Source organism: Leptolyngbya sp. BL0902 (assembly GCF_016403105.1).
Taxonomy (GTDB): Bacteria; Cyanobacteriota; Cyanobacteriia; order Phormidesmidales; family Phormidesmidaceae; genus Nodosilinea.
Map to the genome: position 1 here is coordinate 3358583 of NZ_CP046155.1, position 15254 is coordinate 3373836.

Here is a 15254-nt window from a genome sequence, read left to right on the forward strand (position 1 = left end):
CTAGGGCCAAAAAAGGTGCGTTAAAATTCTCCTAGCCCTTCATAAAACTTCATCATATCCATGACCGTTACTTACCCCAAAAAATTCCTCAACACCCTCAGCGCCCGCGATGTCATGCAGCGAGTGGTGATGGATCAGGAAGTTCACTACATCACCCTCAACCGCTATCGCTACAACGAGCAGCGCAGTTGTAAGGATCTCACCGATGTCATTGAAAGCCTGAATGGCCATGCCCCTGACTTGATCAAAGACCTTTCTCGCCATGTGCTGGAGGAATCGCGCCACGCCCTATGGCTGACTGAACTGCTGATTGACCTAGGGGCTGAGGTCAACACGCCCCCAGGGATGTCCTATATTGATGAGTTTGAGCGGCTGATCGACCAAGAGAGCTTTAAGGGCGAGCATCAGCTTGAAGACGCCATCATTGCGGCCTTGGTGGCGATTAATGTCACCGAAAAGCGGGGCTGCGAGTACTTTGCAGCCCACATTCACGCCCTAAAGGCTGCGCCCCAAACCCCTGAGAACGTCAAAATCCGTGAAACCATCGAGCGGATTTTGCCAGAGGAAGCGGGCCACGTGCGCTGGGGCACCCGCCGTTTGGCTGAAATTGCCCGCCGTAGCCCTGCCAGTCGCCAAAAGGTGGAGCAAGCCAAGCGCAAATATGCCGCCATCGAGCAAACCGCCTTTGAGTCTGGCATGGACATCACCCTAGGGGCCGAACTGCGCCGCGTAAACAAGCTGGTGGAGATTGCGAACACCCTGCCCATCTGGGAGCGTCCGGCCTACCTGATGGAGCGTTTGCCCGCCACGCTGTTGGCCCCAGAACTCCAAAAAACCCGTCTCACGGCGGCTCAAAAGGCTTGGCAGCGCGATCCCAACGCTTTCATGAACACCTTTGTGCCCATGTTCTTTGAGGGCATCCAGAAGCGCCCCGTGGCCACCGATGCTTAGGCCGTAGCCTCGACGTTAGACCCTGGGGGCATTTCCAGGCTGTCTAGATCGGCCCCAGGGGGCTAGGCTATGCGCCAGCGGTACAGCACGGAATCCTCTTCGGAGGGTTCCAGCTTTACCGTTGTTTCTGGGGGCCAGTCGTCCATATCAAACTGGTGGGAAACAATCCGGGCACCGGGCTGGAGGTGACTGAGCAGGTGGGGCCGTAGGCGCAGATTGAGGTGGGGTAATAAGTAAATCAGCACCACCGTCGCCTGCCGCACATCGGCTTCAAACAAATTGCCTTGACGGAACGTGAGCCGATCCCCCACCCCCGCCGCCTCAGCATCGAGACGAGCCTGGGCCAGCAGATCGGGGTTGATATCAATGCCCACGCCGCTGATGCCATAGACCGTCGCCGCCTGAATTAGCAGCCGACCATCGCCACAGCCGAGGTCGTAGACTCGATCCGCCTGGGTGAGTTCGGCTAAAGTTAGCATCGCCGCCACGGCATCCGAGGGCGTAGGGATAAAGGCAATATCAGGACGGGGATGGGCCATGGCTAGGCGTTCCGATTGGCCCAGTGAGCCTGGATTTCGGGTAGGGCAAACAGCGCCGTAAAGGCCAGCCCTCGCTCGGCGTAGAGTTCGGCCCCACCCTGCTGCCGATCCACCAGCGCCAAGATGCGATCCACCTGGTAGCCCGCCGCCTGGAGCCGTTCCACCGCCTTTAGGGCCGATTGCCCCGTCGTCACCACATCCTCCAGCACCGTAATCACGCTGCCAGCGGGCAGGCTCACCCCTTCGATGTAGGCTTTGGTACCGTGGCCCTTGGCCTCTTTGCGAATGATCAGCGGGAACAGTTGCCGCCCGCCATACATCGCCACCAGGCTAACGGCAGACACCATCGGATCCGCTCCCAGGGTTAGCCCCGCTACCCCCAACGCCTCTGGCCCAACCTGCTCTAGCATCAGCCGCCCCAGCATCAGCGCCCCCTGAGGATGGAGCGTCACCAGCTTGCCATTGATATAGTAGGTGCTGCGCTGCCCCGAGGTAAGAACAAAGTCTCCCTCCTGGTAGGCTCCTTGGCAAATCAGGTCGAGTAGCGCCAGCCGCAAGGCCCCGGTTTCCATCTGGGCAAGGTCGGGGCCATGGTATTGAGGCGAGAAGTCAGTCATGGTGTCGGTCGTGATCGGTGAAGAAGAGAAATGGCGGCGGTGAGGGATCTGGTTGTCATCGAAATGGGGTGCGCCCTACCGCTTTATCACTGTAATCGGCTATTGCTTCGGTAACAATACGTCGAGAAACCTGTGTCGCTTTTCAGCCTTTGCGATATAAAGGGGGTGAAGGAGTGTGCTCAACGACCTCTGGTGGCGCTCCAGCGGCTGGTCGTCCGGTCACTATCACGTCCACTGTTCTGTACAGTTCTGAGGAGGCATGGCTATGGCCATTCGACTAGCGCAGGTTTCTAGCATGGTAGGCCTGATGGCCGCAACCCTCGCCTTTGCCCCAGCCGCCCTGGCCCAAGAGGCGCAGCCCCAACTGCCAACGATCCCAGATGCCTTTGACGATCTGATGTCCACCTACTCAGGTGATTTCTTTAGCAATCGCACCATTAGCCGCCAAGGGGCTAGAATCGTAGGCTTTGGTTTCCCTGAGAAAGAACTTGAGTGGGATGCCCATGCCACCTCAGCAGTTTTCCGCGAGTTAATGCGTCTGCAAAACACCGCCGATCCAACCCTGCGAGTTCCCGATCTGGCCAACCCCTACAGTTCATCCCTGCTGACCATGCCCAGCACCCAGGTTCCCCTCGTTGGCACTGAGTTTATCTTCGAGCGTTTCTAGGAACATAGACCTCAAACAAGGACGAACATTTGAGTGGAAGGATCCGCTTAGGATAGGGTTCCCTACCCCGCACTCAAAATTTCAGATTCCCACAAAGTCCCTTTCTCAAATTGAGAGAGGGACTGCTTTGTAGAGCCGATCTCGCCATAAACTCCGGTTGATAGAGCCGTCGATAGTTGGGTGAGGACAACACAAATCCATAGCCCATCTTTCCCATGACAACGGGTATCTACTAGGAATAACGATGCAACTTTGGGTTTCCACCTTCGCAGCAAAAGCTAGGATCTAAATCTGCTAGAAGATGCCCAGCGAAGTTGTCGCGACCAGTGATAGAAAGATAATAAAAGTCCTGGTTCAACTACCCCGAAGAACCAGGACTCCTTGAGCGGAGAGTCTCCATCCGTCTCAAGCTGTATCGGTGCTGGGGCGATGTAGGGAAATCCCGTGGCACCGAAATATTTATAAGATTGTCGAATAGGTAGGGCACCGCCCACCATCCCAAAAACGGGCAAATCAAGACTTTTAGGACAGAAGTGGGCTGTAGAACAGCTTGTATAAAAATGTGCTGACTATTTAAGGATGTCCCAGCGGTTGGGGTGAGCCAATCTGAGTTGAACAACTCACCCCGTTGCTGGGGGTAAGGTGGGCACCGCCCACCTTACGGGGAGCCTCGTCTAGCCGAAGCGGCTGGAGGTGGAGGCGATCAGGAAGGCGGCGTAGGTAACGATGTAGCCCACGGTAAAGTGCGCTAGACCAACCACGCGAGCCTGCACGATGGACAGGGCCACGGGCTTATCCTTCCAGCGAACCAGGTTCGCCAGAGGCGTGCGCTCGTGGGCCCACACGATGGTTTCGATCAACTCCTGCCAATAGCCCCGCCAGGAGATCAGGAACATGAAGCCCGTCGCCCAGACCAGGTGGCCGAACAGGAACATCCAGGCCCAGACGGCGAGGTTGTTCATGCCGTAGGGGTTGTAGCCGTTGATGAGCTGAGAGCTATTCAGCCACAGATAATCGCGGAACCAGCCCATCAGGTAGGTGGAGTTTTCGTTGAACTGGGCGACGTTGCCGCTCCAGAAGGTGAGGTGTTTCCAGTGCCAGTAGAAGGTCGTCCAGCCGATGGTGTTCAGCATCCAGAACATCGCCAGGTAGAAGGAATCCCAGGCGGAGATGTCGCAGGTGCCGCCACGGCCAGGGCCGTCGCAGGGGAAGCTGTAGCCGAAGTCCTTCTTGTCGGGCATCAGCTTGGAACCACGGGCATCCAGGGCACCCTTGACCAGAATCAGGGTGGTGGTGTGCAGACCGAGGGCGATGGCGTGGTGCACCAGGAAGTCCCCAGGGCCAATGTTGAGGAATAGGGAGTTGGTGCCGCTGTTGATGGCATCCATCCAGCCCGGTAGCCACACGTTGCCGAAGTTGGGCCAAGCGGTGGTAGCAATGCTGTCGGGGTTCGACAACAGGGTGTTGAACCCGTAGAGCAGTTTGCCGGAGGAGGCTTGCACCCATTGGGCGAAGACAGGTTCCACCAGAATTTGCTTTTCGGGGGTGCCAAAGGCCACTACCACATCGTTGTGAACGTACAGACCCAGGGTGTGGAAGCCCAGGAACAGCGACACCCAGCTTAGGTGGGAAATCAGCGCTTCCTTGTGCTCCAGCATCCGCGCCAGCACGTTGTTTTCATTGGCCTTAGGATCGTAATCCCGCACCAGGAAAATCGCGCCGTGGGCAAAGGCCCCCACCATCAAGAAGCCAGCGATGTACTGGTGATGGGTGTAGAGGGCGGCCTGGGTCGTGTAGTCCTTGGCGATGAAGGCGTAGGAGGGCAGCGAGTACATGTGTTGCGCCACCAGGGACGTCACCACACCCAGACAGGCCAGGTGCCAGCCCAGTTGGAAGTGCAGCGAGTTGTTGTAGGTGTCGTACATGCCCCGGTGGCCCGCCCCAATCATGCCGCCAAAGGGGGTTCCCGGCGGGGGATTGTGGGCTTCCATGATGGTCTTCATGTCGTGGCCAATACCGAAGTTGGTGCGGTACATGTGGCCTGCGACGATGAACAGCACCGCAATGGCGAGGTGGTGGTGGGCAATGTCCGTCAGCCACAGAGCCTCGGTTTGGGGATGGAACCCACCCAGGAAGGTGAGAATGGCATCGCCGGAACCCGTCGCCGTGCCAAAGATATGGCCAGGGGTATCGGGGTTCTGGGCATAGACCCCCCACTGCCCGGTGAAGAAGGGCGCAAGACCTGCCGGGTGCGGCTTCACTTGCAGGAAGTTATCCCAACCCACATGCTGACCCCGAGCTTCGGGGATGGCAACGTGGATCAGGTGCCCAGCCCAAGCCAGGGAGCTTACCCCAAACAGACCGGCCAGGTGGTGGTTCAGGCGGGATTCCGCATTTTTGAACCAGGCCAAGCTGGGCCGAAACTTGGGCTGAAGGTGCAGCCAGCCTGCAAACAGCATCACCGCCGCCAGCACCAGCAGGAACATAGCCCCGCTGTAGAGGTCGCCGTTGGTGCGCATGCCGATGGTGTACCACCAGTGATAGACACCGGAGAAGGAAATGTTAACCGGATAGCTGGCCCCGGCCTGGGTGAAGGCATCCACAGCCGGTTGGCCAAATTGCGGATCCCAAATCGCGTGGGCGATGGGTTTCACGCCGAGGGGGTCTTTCACCCATTGTTCAAAGTTGCCTTGCCAGGCGACATGGAACAGGTTACCCGAAGTCCACAGGAAGATGATTGCCAGGTGGCCGAAGTGGGAGGCGAAGATCTTTTGGTAAAGATTCTCCTCCGTCATGCCGTCGTGGCTTTCAAAGTCGTGGGCGGTGGCAATCCCGTACCAGATCCGCCGTGTGGTCGGATCGGCTGCCAAGTCCTGGCTAAATTTAGGGAATTTAGTTGCCATGAATCAAAACAGGTTTGATGTACGAATGGACAGAAACCGTAATTCGCTGAAATGCGGGGGTGGGATGGGGCTTGGCCTTGGGTTTGGCCCTCACCCTAGCCCTCTCCCAGGAGGGAGAGGGAACAAGAGTTTCTTCTAGCTCCCCTCTCCTCGTGGGAGAGGGGTTGGGGGTGAGGGCCGTTCCCTGAACCGGAAATCCCGTCTAGCCCACCGCAATAATTCGAGCCAGGAAAAAGGCCCAGGTAGTGGCAATGCCTCCGAGGAGGTAGTGGGCCACACCCACAGCCCGACCTTGGGTGATGCTGAGGGCACGGGGCTGGATGGCTGGGGCCACCTTCAGCTTGTTGTGCGCCCAGACGATGGACTCGATCAGCTCTTGCCAGTAGCCGCGACCACTGAACAGGAACATGAGGCTGAAGGCCCAAACAAAGTGGGCACCGAGGAACATCAGGCCATAGGCCGACAGGGAAGACCCGTAGGAACCAATCACCTGGGAAGCCTGTGCCCAGAGGAAGTCGCGCAGCCAGCCGTTGATAGTGATGGCGCTTTGGGCAAAGTTGCCCCCGGTAATGTGGGATACCGAGCCATCGGGCGACACCGTGCCCCACACATCGGACTGCATCTTCCAGCTAAAGTGGAAAATCACGATGGACAGGGAGTTGTACATCCAGAACAGGCCGAGGAAGACGTGATCCCAGCCGGACACCTGGCAGGTGCCACCCCGACCGGGGCCATCGCAGGGGAACCGGAAACCCAGTTCACCTTTGTCGGGCACCAGACGAGAGCTGCGGGCATAGAGCACGCCCTTCAGCAGAATCAGCACCGTCACGTGGATGGTGAAGGCATGGATGTGGTGCACCATGAAGTCCGCCGTCCCCAGGGGCAGCGCCGCCATGGCCACTTTGCCGCCCACCGCCAGCACATCGCCATTGAACACGGGGCTGACCCCGGCCAGGACGTTGGGAGCGGTGTTACCCGCCGCTGCCGCGTGAACCCCTTGGATCCACTGGGCAAACACGGGCTGGAGGTTAATCGCCGTATCGGAGAACATATCCTGGGGCCGACCCAGGGCGCGCATGGTGTCGTTGTGGATGTAGAGACCAAAGCTGTGGAAGCCGAGGAAAATACAGACCCAGTTGAGGTGGGAAATAATCGCATCCCGGTGACGCAGCACCCGATCTAGCAGGTTGTTGACGTGGGTGGCCGGATCGTAATCCCGCACCATGAAGATGGCCGCGTGGGCACCCGCCCCCACAATCAAGAAGCCGCCAATCCACATGTGGTGGGTAAACAGCGACAGTTGGGTGGCGTAATCCGTCGCGATGTACGGATAGGGGGGCATGGCGTACATGTGGTGCGCCACGATGATGGACAGAGACCCCACCCAGGCCAGGTTCCAGGCCAACTGGCAGTGCCAGGAGGTGGTGAAGATCTCGTACATGCCCTTGTGGCCTTCCCCGGTGAAGGGTCCCTTATGCGCCTCCAGCACTTCCTTAAAGCTGTGGCCAATGCCCCAGTTGGTGCGGTAGAAGTGACCCGCGACGATGAACAGCACCGCCAAAGCCAGGTGGTGGTGAGCCGTATCCGTCAGCCACAGCCCGCCCGTTTGGGGGTTCAGCCCACCCTTGAAGGTGAGGAAATCGGCATAGACCCCCCAGTTCAGCGTAAAGAAGGGCTTTAGCCCCTCAGCAAAGCTGGGGTACAGGTCTACCATCAGGCTCTTGTTCAGGATCCACTCGTGGGGGAGGGGAATCTTGGCCACGGTGTCGATGACCTGGCCGCCGATGGTCAGGGGCTTCCCGGCATCAATGGCGTCCATACAGGCGTTGACAGGCAGAGACACATGGATCTGCTGACCCGCATAGCCCAAACAGCCCAGGCCCAGCAGCCCCGCCAGGTGGTGGTTCATCATCGATTCCACGTTTTGGAACCACTCCAGCTTGGGAGCGGCCTTGTGGTAGTGGAACCAGCCGGCAAACAGCATTAGCCCAGCCATTACCAGGGCACCAATGGCGGTGCAGTAGAGCTGGAAGCTGTTGGTGATGCCGTTGGCCCGCCACATCTGGAACAGGCCAGAGGTGATTTGGATGCCGTGGAAGCCACCGCCCACATCGGCATTGAGAATTTCTTGGCCAAAGATCGGCCAGACCACCTGGGCGCTGGGCTTAATCCCGGTGGGGTTGGTGAGCCAAGCTTCATAGTTAGAAAACTTGGCCCCGTGGAAGTACATGCCACTCAGCCAGATAAAGATGACGGCGAGGTGGCCAAAGTGGGCGCTGAAGATCTTCCGCGAAATATCTTCAAGATCACTGGTGTGACTGTCAAAGTCGTGGGCATCGGCGTGCAGGTTCCAAATCCAGGTGGTGGTTTTGGGGCCTTTGGCCAATGTGCGGTCGAAATGTCCCGGCTTAGCCCACCGCTCAAACGAGGTGGCCACCGGATCCTTATCAACCACGACCCTGACTTTCTGTCCCGGTTCAGGGGGACTTATGGTCATGGAACTCTCCTCTCTACTACTCGAAACACAGAGCGGATATAAGGCGCTTCCTAAGATATAGACGTTTAAAAAATGAGTCTATAGAAAGCTTCAATACACCGTTTTGAACGACCAATGTCTACCCCAGAGGCCAAAGAGTCCCCTAGGCACCACCATTGAGATCACGAACCGCTACCCCTTTGGCTGAGACAATCACCCTTCAAAAACAGCTTTTCCTGGATCCTCACAGCGCCCTGAATCGGCCTAAAAACAGACTACAAACCAGGACTAGAGGCAGGTTAAGTAACAAACTACAGAATCATCCCTATTTTTGGTAAGCGAAGTTTTCACAAGTTAATAACTCTGGCAAAATGAAATTTATCAGGCCCATAAATCCAAGGCGGCGGCTAAGATTTTGTATCGATTTATTTCTTGTGGCCAAAGTTTTATGGCGACTGTTCTACCCCAACGCTAATCTTCCCATGGGCCGTCTCAAGCCCCACGTCAGTCTCCGTAGGGCTAAGGTCTCCTAGTCTGCTGATACCCAAGGTACGCAAGCCACATCAGGAACTCGTTCGGCTATCCTGACAGCCTAGTTCATCGCTAGAGATAGAAAAAAGCGCCAGAGGACTCTCTGACGCCGGGTGTTGAGGAGTGAACGATTAATTATTAAGCTACGGGGCGGATATGACGGGAGCGTGTTTTCGGTATGTCAACTCTGTGACAATCGCCACCCGTGAGAATTCCAGGGACAATGGCTAAAGAACGTTTCTTGCCCAACCGCCGTGACCCAGCCCGAAGCCCTGCGTACCCTGCTAGATGCCGTTGCCCAAGGAAAAATCGACCCCGATGCCGCCCTCGATCAACTGAAATACCTCGAATTTGAGCCCATCGACGACTTTGCCAAGGTCGATCATCACCGCACCCTGCGGACGGGCTTCCCGGAGGTGATTTGGGGGCCAGGAAAAACCGTGGATCAGATTGTGCGGATTATGCGGAGTTTGCAGGCCCAAAATCCCGTAGTGATGGCCACCCGCATTGAGGCGGAGGTCTACGAGCACATCCGTCAGCAGTTGCCTGAGGCAATGTACTACCCGATGGCCCGCATTTGCGCCCTGGTGCCCCTCAACCTCACCCCTCACCGACCGGGCACCCTGGGCGTCCTCACCGCTGGCACCGCCGACCTACCCGTGGCCGAAGAAGCGGCAGTAACGGCAGAACTGTCCGGCTTTCGCGTCGTGCGGCTGTGGGATGTAGGGGTGGCAGGGCTGCATCGCCTATTGCGCCATCAGCATATTGTGCGAGAGATGGATGTGCTGATTGTGGTGGCCGGGATGGAGGGCGCGTTGCCCAGCGTGGTGGCGGGTTTGGCCGATTGCCCCATTGTGGCAGTGCCCACCAGCATCGGCTATGGGGCCAGTTTTCAAGGACTGTCGGCCCTGCTGACCATGCTCAACTCCTGCGCCGTAGGCATTGGCGTCGTCAATATCGATAACGGCTTTGGCGCGGCGATGCTGGCAGGGCAAATTTTGCGAACTGGGGCTAAGCTCAGCCATATTTCCAACCCCTAGGCATGGGGCAACCCCTTCTCAACGGGTTGACGATCTGATCATGGAAAACGCAGCACTTGGCTCTGGCGCTAGGTTTCTTGCCAAATCCACTTACCCTCTTTCCACAGCGCCACCACTGCCCCAATGACGTACTTCACCACAATCTCCCCAAACAGCAGGGCCACCATTTCCGCCCGCGACAGCACCCCACCAAAGGCAATCAGCGTAAACAGCAGGGTATCCAAGGGCACCGAGACGGCATTACTTCCCGCCACCCGCACCAGCCAGGGATAGCGCAGCAGCTTTTGGTAGACCTCGGTATCGGCGGTTTCGGCCAACACGATGGCGATAAAACTGGCCAAAATAATCCGAAAGGGCACACCCAGCAGCGCACTCATCACCACGTTGGCCAAGGCGGCAGCGGCAATGGTGCCATAGACCCAACCCCGTCCGGCATCGTGGAGGCGATCCCGTTGGGTGAAGGTGAGCCCAAAGACAAAGGTACCCACCGCCACCTGGCCAAAAATCGGCAGCGGGATAAACCAAGCCGCCGTATAGTTAGCTGCCAGGGTCGCCAGAATGTAGATGGCCGCGTTGATGAGGGAGTTACGCATCATGAAATCGTCTGAGCCAGAACAGAATCTAAAGGACAAAACACAGGCTCTCTATCATGACATCTTGTTTCCTTAAATGCGGCGCGTCCACTCGATAGTGGGCGAAAGGCTGCTTCAACGCCCAGCATCCACCGCCACGCCCAGTAAACTGCCATGGGTTCCGGGTCAGGATAGATCACCGGGAACAGATGGATGACGGCGACCCCAGTCAGCTACCTCCCAGCGCTTATCTATTTCAGCGCTTTCCAAACGAGTCCAGCGGACGCCATGACCCACCGAGGCATCGGGGCGCAAATTGGGTCGAGGGAGAAGGCTCAGTCCTAGAGAAACTGAGGTTGAGGATTAGTCAAGGCCACGGCCACAGATAGACTGGCTTTGCCAATGGGCACTCAGCGAACTGAGAGTCTCCGCCCCTTGCAGCCGGGGATTGTCAATAGGCTAGTCCTCTAAGGTTTCGATCAGCAACTCTACCTGGGAGCGCTTGTCTGCCAGGTAGGTTTCGCACCGTTGCAGGGTTTGCACGGCCTGTTCAAACTGGGTTAACACGTCGGCTAAGGACAATCGACCCGATTCTAAATCAGCGACAATGGCTTCCACGGTGGCCACAGCCTCTTCGTAGCTCCAGGCATTGGGTTGGGGAACAGTTGATTTTGCAGGCATCGGTAGGGAGAAAAACCAAGTCTTCCCTACCATAGCCTCAACGGCTCCCAGCGGAAACAGCCGCCTCATCTAAACCTATGGCGACAGGAGTTCTGGTGACAGGAGTAGCGTAGTGACCACGGGCAGAGCCTCTACGCCCGCAGGCTAGAAGACTGGGCCTAGACATCCTGGAATAGACGATGGAGCTGTGTCACGAAGTTCAACGGTTCCTAGCGATGGATTGCGGGCGGCGCTACAGTAGAAATCTGTCGCTAGCGATACTTAACCCGTGGGATTTGCCGAGCCAACCAGCCCAACCGCCACCGATATTCAAGGCATTTTTAACCGCATTGCCCCGGTCTACGACGACCTCAACCAGCGGCTTAGCTTTGGGCTACACCGGGTTTGGAAGCGGATGGCGGTGCGCTGGAGTGGGGCCAAGGCGGGGGATACCGTCCTCGATGTGTGCTGCGGCAGTGGCGATTTGGCGCTGTTGTTGGCGCGGCAGGCGGGGGCCACGGGCACGGTCTACGGGGTGGATTTTTCGGCGGAACAGTTGGCGGTGGCGGCGGAACGGACGAGTCGGGCCTACCTGCCCACAGCCATTCACTGGATGTTGGGGGATGCCCTGGCCCTGCCCTTTGCGGATCAGACCTTTGCAGCGGCCACCATGGGCTATGGGCTGCGGAACTTGACCGATATTCCCCAGGGGTTGCGGGAACTGCATCGGGTGTTGAAGCCGGGAGCCAAGGCGGCGATTTTGGATTTCCACCGTCCCCAGGGGATGCTGGCCGAGGGCTTTCAGCGCTGGTATTTGGAGACCATTGTGGTGCCCACCGCCCGCGATATGGGCCTGACGGAAGAGTACGCCTACATTGGCCCCAGCGTGGATCGCTTTCCCACGGGGCCGGAGCAGGTGGCCCTGGCGAAACAGGCGGGCTTTGGGTCGGCGGTGCATTACCCCATCTTGGGGGGGCTGATGGGCGTGTTGGTGGTGCGCCGTGGCGATGATTTGGTCTGATCTGTGGCTGCTGGTGGCCCCTCCGGTGGTGGGCGGTGTGATTGGCTATTTCACCAATGACATCGCCATCAAGATGCTGTTTCGGCCCTACCGTCCATGGTATGTGGGTAAACAGCGGGTTCCCTTCACCCCAGGGCTGATTCCGAGCAACCAGGAACGGTTGGCCAAGCGCATTTCCGACACGATTATGGGGTCGCTGCTGACGCCGGAGGAACTGCAAAACCTGGCCCGTCGGCTGCTGCAAACGGAACGCACTCAGGCGGCGATTAAGTGGCTGCTGGAGTTGGCGCTAGATCAAGTCCGCGACCGCACCCAGGCCCGCACTGCCCAAATTGCGGGGAGTATTTTGCAGGATCTCTTTGGCAAATCCCTGCCCCGGCTGATTCGCGTCTGGGCGCGGCGGGATGACTTTTTGGAGCCCCAGCTTAACCAACTGTTTGACCAAGTGCTGGTGGATTTTCGCTTTAGCCCAGAGCAGGCCGACCAAATTGCCACCTGGCTGCTGAGCGGGGTGTTTCCGCCCGACAAGGTGCGCCAGTTGATTATCGACTTCCTCACCGACCGCAACATTCAGGTGATCGACACCATCTTTCGGGAGCGCACCAGCGGCACCTACTGGGTGGTGGCCAACCTGTTTGGGGTTCGCAATGCCCTGGGCCGTCTGCGGTCGTTTTGCTTAGACGAACGCGAAGTCAGCAACGCCCGCATCGCCGAACTCAGCACCGCCCTGCAACTCAAAAAACGCCTGCGTGACTGGCTTCAGCAGGTGTCGCTGCAAAATCTGCCCGTGGCCACTGTGCGCCAAATGCGCCACAATCTCAAGGAATCTGTGCAGACCTACGTTCGCAATCTGGGGCCAGAATTCCTTGTCGGACTGGGTAACTCCGTGAACTGGGAAATGCTGGCCACCCAACTGATCAACCGCCTCCAGCACTCCCAGGTGATCACCCAATCCCTCGACCCCGTCAGCGAAGAATTGGCCCTCGTTTTAGAGCGCTATTTGGAACGAGACCTCGAATCCCTCGTCGCCCAAATTATCCCCATCCTCAACATCGACGAAGTCATCATCAACCGCGTGCGCGGCACCTCCCCCAGGGATTTGGAAATGGCGATCCAGGGCATCGTCCGCAGCGAATTGCAGGCCATTGTGAACCTGGGCGGCATCCTGGGCTTTGGCATCGGCATTATGCAGGCCGTGTTTTTCTATGTCCAGCGGGCGGGTTAGCGAGGAACGGCGGCGGCTGATAGACTGAGGGCGAAGCGCTGGATGGCCCAGGTGCGCGGCGATCCATCGGTGATACCCCTTGGTTAGACAACCGTGATGCCCGACTTTTCTGAGACCTTTTCCAACGATGCTGCCGATACGTTTTCCGGCAACCTCCCTAGCGATTTTCCCCGCAACCTCGCTGAGGAGGATTCCGGCAACGTTCCTAGCGATGGGTTCGGCGATCTCTCCAGTGGCGCTGCCGATAACCTCTCCAACGATCCATCCAGCGACGGGTTTGACAGCGATCTGTCCAACGACGACTTCGACAATGGGCCTGAGTCTTCCCTTGAGATGCCGACGATTCCTACCCTGGACGCCGCTCCACCGCCCTTGGACTACGCCCAAACCTATCTGAAAAGCGACGGTCAGCGCCTCTGGTTAGCCCTACCGCCCGATACCAATGCCGAGGGGGAGGCTATTCCTTGGGCGGCGGTGCTACAACAACTGCGCCAGCGCCTAGAGGGCACCACAACGGATCGAGAACCCCAAACCGAAGTGGGCCTGCAAGGGGGAGATCGCCTGCTGGATGTGCGCCAACTGCAAACCCTCGCCGAGACCCTGAATGAGTTTGCCCTAGAGCTAAAGCGGGTCGTCACCAGTCGGCGGCAAACGGCCCTGGCGGCGGTTACGGCTGGCTATTCCGTGGAGCAACTGGCGGCGGTGGATCACCTCGTCCAAACCCCTCCCCAGGCCGGACGCCCCCAGGCCGACCCCCTCTATCTACAAACCACGGTGAGATCCGGCGTAGACATTCGCCACCCCGGCACCATTGTGATTTTGGGCGACACCAATCCTGGCAGCGCCCTCCTAGCCGATGGCGATGTGATTGTGTGGGGGCGGCTGCGGGGCATGGCCCATGCAGGCTTTAGCGGCGACCGTAGCCGTCGCATCATGGCCCTCCAAATGCGGCCTACCCAGCTTCGGATTGCCGACCTGATGGCCCGCCCCCCCGAAGACGGCCCCACGGAGGACTGGCCCGAAGTCGCCTACGTCGGCACCGAGGCCATCCGCATTGCCCGCGCCCAAGACTTTGCCAAAGCTCAGCTCATCCCCGGTGGCCTAGGGTTTGAGGACACCTAGCCCAGCCCAGACGATCCTGCCCAACCCAGGGCTGAGAAGGTCGCCGCTAGGGATCACCTGTGGCAACCTTGGTTGCGCTAGGTTAGGATCAAAACAGGATCGGGGCCGATGCCCTGAGTTCGCCCCCGATCTAGACCCCTGGATCTACGCCATGCCCCCCGATCATCCCGATAATGAGGCCGACACCCAGGCCACGCTGCTAGCCCAGGTGCTATCGCCATTGCTCGATGACTTTCAATATTGGTTTCAGCGTTCCCTGACCTTACTGGAAGCAGGGCCATTGCAGGGCACCAGCGCCGAGGATCAAGCCAAGCTGCTGACCCGCGTCCAACAGGCCATGGCCGAAACCCAAACGGCGGCTTCGTTACTGGCCGTCACCGATGGCCAAGTGGGCGTTGACCCGGCTCAAGTGATGCACTGGCACGCCCTGGTGGCCGAATGCTGGGTCGTCGCCCGTCGCCATCGATCCCTATCGAGTTAGCGTCAAATCTTCGGGGGAATTTGGCCCCTCCCATGGAGCCATAAACCGATTAAACAGGTTACAGTCAATACAGGCAACGATTGGCCAGAGGATACAAGTCATGTGGCAGATCATTTACATTATTGCATTCGCGTTTCTCGCCATTCTGGCCATTGCCAATCTGGTGAGAAACCTGGTGTTGCTGGGCAACAACGCCCGCAATTCCCAAGCTCCCAATGCCTACAGGAATGACGCCAGCCGCCCCGTCCCCCACCCAGAACTGCTGGATCAAGACGGCCAGGTGATTCGAGAACCGCTCCTGGTCATGCGCTCCATTTCCGTCAAAGATGCACGGGAACAGCTCGACGCCCTCTACAACAGCGACGACAGCGACGACGTGAAACCCGCCTCCTAATCGGCGGGCGCTGGCACAACAGTTCTCATCAACCCGCTTTCGGCTAGCCCTGGCA

The 15254-nt window shown here is 58.4% G+C and carries 14 protein-coding genes; 8 read left to right on the forward strand and 6 right to left on the reverse strand.

The window, feature by feature from the left end; genetic code table 11:
• The first annotated feature begins 60 nt into the window (after window positions 1-60).
• The gene (locus GFS31_RS14865) at window positions 61-951 is read left to right on the forward strand and encodes a ferritin-like domain-containing protein (RefSeq protein WP_198805585.1); all 891 of its coding nucleotides are present in this window, start codon (window positions 61-63) and stop codon (window positions 949-951) included.
• 62 nt (window positions 952-1013) lie between these two features.
• On the opposite strand, the gene GFS31_RS14870 is transcribed toward GFS31_RS14865, so the two are convergent.
• Complete coding sequence (locus tag GFS31_RS14870) at window positions 1014-1490, reverse strand: SAM-dependent methyltransferase (RefSeq protein WP_198805586.1); 477 nt, start codon at window positions 1488-1490, stop codon at window positions 1014-1016.
• Window positions 1491-1492: 2 nt separating this feature from the next.
• Window positions 1493-2107 carry an orotate phosphoribosyltransferase gene (gene pyrE / locus GFS31_RS14875; protein ID WP_263974844.1) on the reverse strand — a complete coding sequence of 205 codons (615 nt, stop codon included), beginning with the start codon at window positions 2105-2107 and terminating at the stop codon, window positions 1493-1495.
• A gap of 265 nt (window positions 2108-2372) precedes the next feature.
• On the opposite strand from pyrE, the gene GFS31_RS14880 reads away from it, so the two are divergent.
• A complete protein-coding gene (locus tag GFS31_RS14880; RefSeq protein WP_198805587.1) occupies window positions 2373-2774 on the forward strand; it encodes a hypothetical protein in 402 nt (133 codons plus the stop codon).
• A gap of 674 nt (window positions 2775-3448) precedes the next feature.
• Here the strand turns inward: GFS31_RS14880 and psaB are convergent.
• Both psaB and psaA read right to left on the reverse strand, forming a co-directional pair.
• Complete coding sequence (gene psaB, locus GFS31_RS14885) at window positions 3449-5677, reverse strand: photosystem I core protein PsaB (RefSeq protein ID WP_198805588.1); 2229 nt, start codon at window positions 5675-5677, stop codon at window positions 3449-3451.
• 202 nt (window positions 5678-5879) lie between these two features.
• On the reverse strand, window positions 5880-8174 hold the full coding sequence (gene psaA, locus GFS31_RS14890; protein WP_198805589.1) for a photosystem I core protein PsaA: 2295 nt from the start codon (window positions 8172-8174) through the stop codon (window positions 5880-5882).
• A 764-nt stretch (window positions 8175-8938) separates the two neighbouring features.
• Here psaA and larB point away from each other — a divergent pair.
• Window positions 8939-9724, forward strand: a complete 786-nt coding sequence (gene larB / locus GFS31_RS14895) for a nickel pincer cofactor biosynthesis protein LarB (protein ID WP_198805590.1) — start codon at window positions 8939-8941, stop codon at window positions 9722-9724.
• Window positions 9725-9792: 68 nt separating this feature from the next.
• On the opposite strand, the gene GFS31_RS14900 is transcribed toward larB, so the two are convergent.
• Both GFS31_RS14900 and xseB read right to left on the reverse strand, forming a co-directional pair.
• The gene (locus tag GFS31_RS14900; RefSeq protein WP_198805591.1) at window positions 9793-10320 is read right to left on the reverse strand and encodes a VUT family protein; all 528 of its coding nucleotides are present in this window, start codon (window positions 10318-10320) and stop codon (window positions 9793-9795) included.
• A gap of 435 nt (window positions 10321-10755) precedes the next feature.
• Entirely contained in the window at window positions 10756-10977 is a 222-nt protein-coding gene (xseB, locus tag GFS31_RS14905) for an exodeoxyribonuclease VII small subunit (RefSeq protein ID WP_198805592.1), read from the reverse strand.
• A 268-nt stretch (window positions 10978-11245) separates the two neighbouring features.
• Between xseB and ubiE the strand changes: the two genes are divergently transcribed.
• From ubiE to GFS31_RS14930, 5 genes are all read left to right on the forward strand, one after another.
• Window positions 11246-11977: a bifunctional demethylmenaquinone methyltransferase/2-methoxy-6-polyprenyl-1,4-benzoquinol methylase UbiE gene (gene ubiE, locus GFS31_RS14910; protein ID WP_198805593.1), complete on the forward strand. Its 732-nt coding sequence runs from the start codon at window positions 11246-11248 to the stop codon at window positions 11975-11977.
• The gene (locus GFS31_RS14915) at window positions 11964-13202 is read left to right on the forward strand and encodes a DUF445 domain-containing protein (RefSeq protein ID WP_198805594.1); all 1239 of its coding nucleotides are present in this window, start codon (window positions 11964-11966) and stop codon (window positions 13200-13202) included. The genes ubiE and GFS31_RS14915 overlap by 14 nt, the downstream gene beginning before the upstream one ends.
• Before the next feature lie 96 nt (window positions 13203-13298).
• Entirely contained in the window at window positions 13299-14324 is a 1026-nt protein-coding gene (gene minC / locus GFS31_RS14920; RefSeq protein WP_225907436.1) for a septum site-determining protein MinC, read from the forward strand.
• 151 nt (window positions 14325-14475) lie between these two features.
• The gene (locus GFS31_RS14925; protein WP_198805595.1) at window positions 14476-14805 is read left to right on the forward strand and encodes a DUF2605 domain-containing protein; all 330 of its coding nucleotides are present in this window, start codon (window positions 14476-14478) and stop codon (window positions 14803-14805) included.
• A 100-nt stretch (window positions 14806-14905) separates the two neighbouring features.
• The gene (locus GFS31_RS14930; RefSeq protein WP_198805596.1) at window positions 14906-15199 is read left to right on the forward strand and encodes a DUF2973 domain-containing protein; all 294 of its coding nucleotides are present in this window, start codon (window positions 14906-14908) and stop codon (window positions 15197-15199) included.
• The last annotated feature ends 55 nt before the right edge of the window (window positions 15200-15254 follow it).